Raw genomic sequence first — 7,412 nt, forward strand, 5'->3', positions numbered from 1 at the left:
ACATCTCCACAATGCAAAGCAAACTAAATTTAATTGATCTGAGTTTAAAACCATAAACCATACTCCATCCAAAAATGCGAATATAACCACTTATTCTCTTTGAAATACCAGCAAATTGAGAATAGTATAATGTATCTTTAATTCGAATTTGGAAACGATTCCAATATTTTTGAACATCTTTACTACTACCCCTCTGAAAGAAATTCTGACATATTTTCACTGGAAGTACACAGAACTGTACCCCTTTCTTTCGGAAATCATCGAACAACTTGGTATCCACACAATCCATAAACAATCCCTCATCATATGCATATCCCTTGTAGGCTTTTAATCTTACAGCAAGGCAACTATTGATTGCATTGAACTTATCCTGAGAAATTTTCTGTTGTGGAGATCTAATATATTTTCCTTTCAACCACCCTGCTTTACTGGGTGAATAAATCACGCCATTTTGTCCATATATAACTGGAACAAATACATCATATGTTTTATCCTCTGCTTTGTCTTTTAGACAATCAAAATACTCCCTTTTTATAGGTGTATCATCATCAAACCAAATCACAATGTCATTTTCAGACTTATTATTTAAAATGGAAAGTGCATAATTGTACGCCCTTGATAATCCAACATTTTCTCCCATACTATGGTAATTCAATAAATTAGACGAAAACTGTATCTGATTTTCTACTACATAATCATCTGTACTATTATCTAAAACAATAATGTGCAGATGCTCTTCCTGCATCTGCGTTAAACGCGAAATTGTAATAGAGTCCTGTATTTTTTTATTGTACAGAACAACAACTGCATAATATTCAATCATTATTCCATCCCGTCCTGTATTTGTATTATCTAATGAATACATTTTCATACTGTCCGCAAATCTTATCCCATGTATACTCTTCAGCCACACGTTTCTTCGCTCTTTTTCCCATCTTTTCGATTTCATCCGTACTCATCTGATCTACCTTATCAATCAGCTTTGCCAGATTACCGTTCTCGCGATTCCAGTATAAAGCGCATTCTTCAGCAACTTCCTTATTAAATCCCACATCAACTAAAAGGTTTAAATCTGTACTACCAAGTGCTTCAATCAGACTCGGATTAGTTCCACCAACGGTATGACCATGGAAATACGCATACGCATTCTCTCGAATCTTCTTGAGCAATTCCTGATCATAAACGGTTCCAACAAATTTAATTCTCTTGTCACTCTTGAAATGCAGTTTCTGTTCCAACTCATTAAGAAACTTATCATTCACATTCGTGATAATAGCAAAATCTTTCTTACTTTTACTCCTCATAAACTCCCGAATCATAACCTCAAAAGAATTCTCTGGCACAAAGCGACCCACAACAAGATAATAATCTTTTTTTGTCAATTCTTTTTCCCTATACCAGCTCATCAACTTTTCATCATCATCTGCGAATTTACTCAAAGTTAAGTCAGCACCGTAAGCGATAAAAGTCGTTTTAGGATTTTCTCCTTTGATTCCTTTACCGTCATAGCACTCATGAATATACTTCTCAATATTCACTGAATCACAGATAGCAAGATCACAATATTTTATCATCATCCGCTCAGAAATCTTCCAGTATTTTCGAATTGGAGCAGACCATTTGGTTCTCATCCACTCATGTCCATCAGGATTGAGATAAACCTTTCCATCAAATTTATGTATAATCTTGTAAAAATAACTGGCAAATGGTCCAATACGACAGGCCATTATATAAACAATCGGATGAGAAATGTGATTTTTCTTAATATGCTCACAGCATGTCTTTAATGCCGCTACATCATAATAAATCGCCTGTGCAGGTCCTATCTGAGGAACATCTATTTTAAAACAATGTGCATTATGAAGTTCAAACTCGTGGTCATTAATTATTGTCACATCTTCGAATTTACTTTCATCCATACAGCCATCACCATTCGCTTTGCAGGCAACATGATATTTAATATCTTTTTTGTTTTGATGGTATTCTGTCAGCTTATAGACAAATGTCTCATATCCACCATAAGCCCCCAATGATTTCGCACCAACTAAATACACATGTTGCACTCCATTTTCCTGTTCCATTCTCTTATATTCCTCTCCTAATTCCCCTAGTAAAAAAGACCGAGCTACGCCACCCGCGCCCCGCCTCCGGCAGCTCGCAGTTCCTGCGTCGCGTCACCCGCTCTTTCTGTCCGCCGCTCCACAGCACGCGTCACTCGTCATCCTGCTTACACGGTTTCCTGCATTACCTCTATATTTCCAGCAACTTACGTCGCATTAGAAATCTCTTTATCCTGTTTTCCATCGGAAAACATCCGAATCTCTCCGCGCCGAAACGTTACCTTGGTTCCCACACCAAAGAGATCAATTTCTACCGTCCATTCATCTTGTTCTGCATTAGCATATAAAAAGGTTCCTCGGACTCCTTTGAATGGTCCCGTCAACACCTCCACCTGATCAGGACTATTTTTCAATTCCTGCTCCTGCTTTTGTATGCGTTCTGCCTTTAATTCGCTGAATTCTTCCTCACTCAGGCGTGCGAATGCACCAAAGCCAAGTTCAACAGGAGTCATTCTCCCAAAAATAGGTACATCAATTTTGGCAATTCGCCGGTGTCTGTCTATGTTTTTAATATTTCCCTGGTAGTTACGAAGTGGACCTTGCGTGATACATACTGTCTTACCGATTAGAAATCCCTCAGAATATTTAACGATGTGATCCTTGTCCATCATAGCTGACAAAAATGCCTGCTCTTCCTGCGTAATAGGAGACACCAGTTCGCCATCCCGCAATACTTTTGTATATTGACGGAATTTTTTTAGTCCCTCCATTACTGTCCCGATATCCTCTGTATCTACAAAGAGATAGCCCGGAAACAATGTTTTTTTCACATCATGCCACTCTTTTTTGAAGTGCTTCTGTGCGATATACTGTGGAATGAACAATTCCTGATAGGCCTGTCCATCTACATATTTCTCACATTGCAGCTTACAATCCTGTTCCTGACCGGACATTGTGTGAATCACATACCACATTTTCCACTCCTACTTTTACGCCTTGCCTAATGCAATACTTTGCTATTGCAATACTTTGCTATGTGCAATGGTTGCCATTCACTCGTTTCCACAAGTGAATGTATTAAATATTATGTCGTAAATTAAAATCTACAACTCGTAGTCTATCACAGTTTTTAGGACAATACAAGACATATTTTTACATTGACAGATTATTCCACAGATTGATCTGCCTGTTTTTTTACGTCTATTTTCCAATATATTCTTTGATTTCATCTTATTAACATATGGCGCAAACAGGCTTATTTTCAGTCTTTTTCAAGAAATGCAACATAATATTTATTATGTGTCATCTTATATTCTTTTTTCAGAGTTTCTTCTATATTAATAAAATTTTGTAAATTTATCATTTTTTCTTCGTTTTCCTTAAAATATACGACGAATCCATCGTAGAAATGTCATGTGGAAGCAGAATATGCGAAGATTTCCTGTATTTCGTGTTCTTAGATGGGACTGTTCTTATATTACACTGTTGTGATATCGTATGTTCATCATCCGGTATCAGTGCCGGTCTGATCCTTCTTTCCGAGGAAATCGACACCGGAGAACCCGCCCACCTGGACCCCTGCCTGTTACTGTCAAACGTAATGCCTATGGCAGACAGCTTGGCAGCTTTTGCACCACAGCAGATCTCACTGAGATTCCCGCCTTTCCGATGGTATTTATCCGTGCCCCGTATATCGCTTCGGTCAAAGAGCCCGTCAAGGTGCTCGGCACCGTGGATGATCATATCGTCGCCGTACAATATAAGCATCAAATCGGTCTTTCCTTTCATCCGGAACTGACCGGAGATACCAGAATCCATAAATATTTTGTAGATATGGTACGCAATGTTATATGATGTTTAATTATCTTTTAAATATTCCTGCAACATATAATAAGACTTTCTCAGATGGGGTTTATAGACAGCCTGTTCCCAATTATCCCAGGAAAACAGCTTCTCTCCCAGATCCTCATTTTCGGAAAGATAACCAATATCTATACCTTCCACCGTCATTGTAGTATTATCTTTAATATTGTTAATCTCCTTAACAGACGGTGCAGAAAAGCCCAGCAGCCCCCATGGGATCCGCGCCTCAAATACAGAATCTTTATAATAAAAATCTGTCAATACATCGCCTATCTCATTTTCCTCATCCACCTTGCCATAACGCAAATGTCCTGTTTCTTCTTTCTGTACGGGAACCTTTTTACCGGTTTGCGGATATGTCAGACTACGGTCTATGATCAGATAGATCCGGTGAAATGAATCCTTTTTATCCTGCTTTAAATCCAGATCCATCCATTCCTTAGAAGCTCGTATATAGGGATCAGACGCCGTGTCTACCAGCATACGGGTATTATTTTTCCCCTCCATATGCAGAATAAAATCTGCCTTCACCGGAAACTTATGCTCTCCATAGTTACTACATCCCTCATTCGGATTGATATCAAAATAAATATTATTGCCTGCCTTTGTAAAATCAGCAGATGGATTCTCCACAGCCAGATACAGATAGGTACTGTCACATTTTGCATACACTCTGACCACTCCCTTTTGCAGAAGAATATCATGCTCATTCCAGTCATTCAGCTTTCCGTCCAGAACCGGAATCGGGTTACATTCTGCAGAAATATACTCCATCAGCCCAAAATGCTGCTCACTGGTCTGTACATCATTCCAATAAGCACGGTAATCACTATTGGTATAATCCATGGTGTTCCATGTGCGTTTAAACCATTCATCCTCCCACACAAAAACAAGTCCTCCAGCGCAATCCGCTTTCTTGATATCCCGAAACATACTGATCAGCATTTCGCCCTGCTGCTCTGCAGTCACCGCACCCTGATTAAATCCGGTCAATGGATTAAGGTCTCCTTCTCCTTTGTAATTTTTGTTACATTTGTTTTATCATTGTCCTTATATGATGATTTCTTAGCAATCCCGCAACCGGTAAGAAACACCATTATCATTACGCCCACAATGATATGATAGCATCGTTTTCTGTTCATTTTCATCTTCCTTTGCTATTCTTATAGTTTCACATTTTCATATATTATACCGGATTATTACAAATTCGTCTTTTCCTTGAATGATATCCTGTGATCTATAATTATTGCTTTGTCATGATGCTTGTTCTGGTTTGGGTTTATATAATCTTCTAAAATTAATCGGCTGATTCAATAAAAAATACTTATCCGCAACTTGTTTTTTATTTCTGAATATATTTCTTTTGTCATTTTATTGTATATGAATTTGTAAAACACTGGTGATAATTTCCATTTTGATTTTATACCCTTTTATAAATAATAGGAACATCATATCCAAATGTACGTTTTCCATTCACTTCTATACTCTCCGATACCTCCAAACACGTATCAGAAAATTTCTCCCACAACCGAAATATCATTACCGGCGAAAACCGGCTCACACTGCCCCCTTCCCATACGCCATCCTTTTCATGATACAAAGCCGGAGTAAACTTTTCTGACTTTTTCAACGCACTATATTTCACATTTTTCATTGTTTCATAGGAAAATGTATTCTTATCCTCTCCTTCCGGAATTTCATAGGAAGAAAGCTCAATCCCATCATCCTGCTCTGTCACCAAAAACAAATGTGGAGAAGAATGACGTTTTCCTTGGCTTTGATAATAACTTTCTTCCACAATGAATATGCCGGAAAAATCTGCCGGCAGATCCTGTATTTTATTGTTACACGGTGTATTAACATGCTCCGCATATGGATATATCTCTCCTGCTTCCTTCATTTTTTGAAATTGTTCCTGATTATCAAAGTGACCTGTCATCATGTTAATAAATTGCTCAAATTTTGATATATTTCCTGTATGGCTCATATAGTGCTCCTCTCTCAACGATATTTTCTCTCATTATACACCCATCCATATGATAAGAAAAGAATATCTCACCTTCGATGCATTTTTTAGCAAGATTCAATGCATCTAATATGTGTCTTATATAATGACAGTGTATTGATATCAGACACTTATTTGAGTATACTATACTTGAATGGAGATGTTCTGTATGGCAACAACTAATTTAAATATTCGTACAGACAAGGCAATCAAGGACCAGGCGGAGGAAATCTTCAATGAGCTTGGTCTGAATATGACAACTGCTGTAAATATGTTCCTGAGAACCGCTATCCGTGAGCATGGTATTCCTTTTGAATTAAAACTGGAAGTACCGAATGATACGACATTCAGTTTACCAATCAGTTTAAAAAAGATTTGAAGCTTGCCAAAAAGCAAAATAAAAATCTTGATAAGCTGTTTGAGGTAATCGATATTCTGGCGAATGGCGGTACGCTGGAAGCAAAATACAGAGACCAGAATCTTACAGGCAACTATAAAGGCACGCGTGAGTGTCACATTGAACCAGACTGGTTACTCATTTATGAGATTCAGAACAACGTTTTAGTACTCATGCTTTACAGGCTTGGTACGCACTTAGAACTATTCAAAAAATAGATTTAAAAACAGAATAGCAATTCAGAAAGCATCTATCAGAAATGGTAGGTGCTTTTTGAAAACTCATTTTCAAATTGGTCACTCCTATTCAACTCCCGATTCAACCAATTCTCCTTGACATCAAGACCACCGTCTCGACCCGGAATCTGATCCTTATTTCTTTGTACTTTCTTCCAACTCCAGCATGTACCTATCAAAGTCGGACATGAATAATCTATCCTGTATCACGCGATATTTTTCAAATTCTGTCTCTGCATGAAGCTTTGCAATTTCAGCTGTCACCTTACCTGCATCCTGCAAAATACCGTTATCAAACATTTCAATGAAGCTATTGAGCCTTTTTTCCCAGTCCTGCATTGTAAGTGGGATATGCCGTAATGTCATGCTTTCAGCAAAATCCAGGTATGCCGTAACCATACGGTTTAGCTGCTTCATTTCATCCTGACTCAAATAATTCTTAGCAACCATAACACCGCTGTTCTTAATCTTTCCTTCCGGAGCATCTGCCCTGGTTGTTAGTCCCATAATAACCAGCAATTTTTCTACAGACTAAATATACAAGTAATAATACAAAAAAGCATATCACATAAAGATATTGATAATCAAATATCCAGAAATCGACTTTGAGCAGATACAATAATACCGAAATGCTTTCTTTACTGTCATATAAATCTTTTCCAAAATAAGTAAAATCCACTCTGTACGACTGAATAATTACTCCACTCAACTCCAATAAAGCAAACCATACATTTATGTAATGTTGTTTATCTAATGGAATTTCATATACTGTTTTAGCAATACAAAATAGTATCAAAGATACCAACAGACTAAGCCAAAAAAATTTTAATTTATTTATTGAATACCACTCA

10 protein-coding genes are annotated in these 7,412 nt (G+C 37.5%); 3 read left to right on the forward strand and 7 right to left on the reverse strand.

The window, feature by feature from the left end; translation table 11 throughout:
- The 3 genes from H8704_RS13705 to loaP form a co-directional block, all read right to left on the reverse strand.
- Positions 1–865 (reverse strand): glycosyltransferase family 2 protein (locus tag H8704_RS13705; RefSeq protein ID WP_249298633.1); only part of this gene is annotated, 865 nt, incomplete at its 3' end.
- Positions 849–2,081 carry a beta 1-4 rhamnosyltransferase Cps2T gene (gene cps2T, locus H8704_RS13710; RefSeq protein ID WP_249298634.1) on the reverse strand — a complete coding sequence of 411 codons (1,233 nt, stop codon included), beginning with the start codon at positions 2,079–2,081 and terminating at the stop codon, positions 849–851. The genes H8704_RS13705 and cps2T, both read right to left, overlap by 17 nt.
- Before the next feature lie 185 nt (positions 2,082–2,266).
- Positions 2,267–3,025, reverse strand: coding sequence for an antiterminator LoaP (gene loaP / locus H8704_RS13715; RefSeq protein ID WP_249298635.1), 759 nt, complete (start codon positions 3,023–3,025; stop codon positions 2,267–2,269).
- Between the two features lie 532 nt (positions 3,026–3,557).
- Here loaP and H8704_RS14470 point away from each other — a divergent pair.
- Positions 3,558–3,914, forward strand: coding sequence for a hypothetical protein (locus H8704_RS14470; RefSeq protein WP_249298636.1), 357 nt, complete (start codon positions 3,558–3,560; stop codon positions 3,912–3,914).
- Between the two features lie 3 nt (positions 3,915–3,917).
- Here H8704_RS14470 and H8704_RS13725 read toward each other — a convergent pair whose 3' ends face one another.
- The 3 genes from H8704_RS13725 to H8704_RS13735 form a co-directional block, all read right to left on the reverse strand.
- Positions 3,918–4,916, reverse strand: coding sequence for a hypothetical protein (locus tag H8704_RS13725; RefSeq protein ID WP_249298637.1), 999 nt, complete (start codon positions 4,914–4,916; stop codon positions 3,918–3,920).
- A complete protein-coding gene (locus H8704_RS13730; RefSeq protein WP_249298638.1) occupies positions 4,913–5,065 on the reverse strand; it encodes a hypothetical protein in 153 nt (50 codons plus the stop codon). The genes H8704_RS13725 and H8704_RS13730 overlap by 4 nt, the downstream gene beginning before the upstream one ends.
- A 278-nt stretch (positions 5,066–5,343) precedes the next feature.
- Positions 5,344–5,910 (reverse strand): hypothetical protein, encoded by a 567-nt coding sequence (locus H8704_RS13735; RefSeq protein WP_022464234.1) that lies wholly within the window; start codon positions 5,908–5,910, stop codon positions 5,344–5,346.
- A gap of 187 nt (positions 5,911–6,097) precedes the next feature.
- Here H8704_RS13735 and H8704_RS13740 point away from each other — a divergent pair, with 187 nt between their 5' ends.
- Together H8704_RS13740 and H8704_RS13745 are read left to right on the forward strand one after the other, a co-directional pair.
- The gene (locus H8704_RS13740; protein ID WP_330606033.1) at positions 6,098–6,307 is read left to right on the forward strand and encodes a type II toxin-antitoxin system RelB/DinJ family antitoxin; all 210 of its coding nucleotides are present in this window, start codon (positions 6,098–6,100) and stop codon (positions 6,305–6,307) included.
- Entirely contained in the window at positions 6,304–6,543 is a 240-nt protein-coding gene (locus H8704_RS13745) for a type II toxin-antitoxin system YafQ family toxin (protein WP_249298639.1), read from the forward strand. The genes H8704_RS13740 and H8704_RS13745 overlap by 4 nt, the downstream gene beginning before the upstream one ends.
- 153 nt (positions 6,544–6,696) lie before the next feature.
- Here the strand turns inward: H8704_RS13745 and rhuM are convergent, their stop codons facing one another.
- Positions 6,697–7,068 (reverse strand): RhuM family protein, encoded by a 372-nt coding sequence (gene rhuM / locus H8704_RS13750; RefSeq protein ID WP_330606034.1) that lies wholly within the window; start codon positions 7,066–7,068, stop codon positions 6,697–6,699.
- Positions 7,069–7,412 lie beyond the last annotated feature (344 nt).

Origin of the sequence: Jutongia huaianensis (assembly GCF_014384985.1) — a bacterium.
Taxonomy (GTDB): domain Bacteria; phylum Bacillota; class Clostridia; order Lachnospirales; family Lachnospiraceae; genus Jutongia; species Jutongia huaianensis.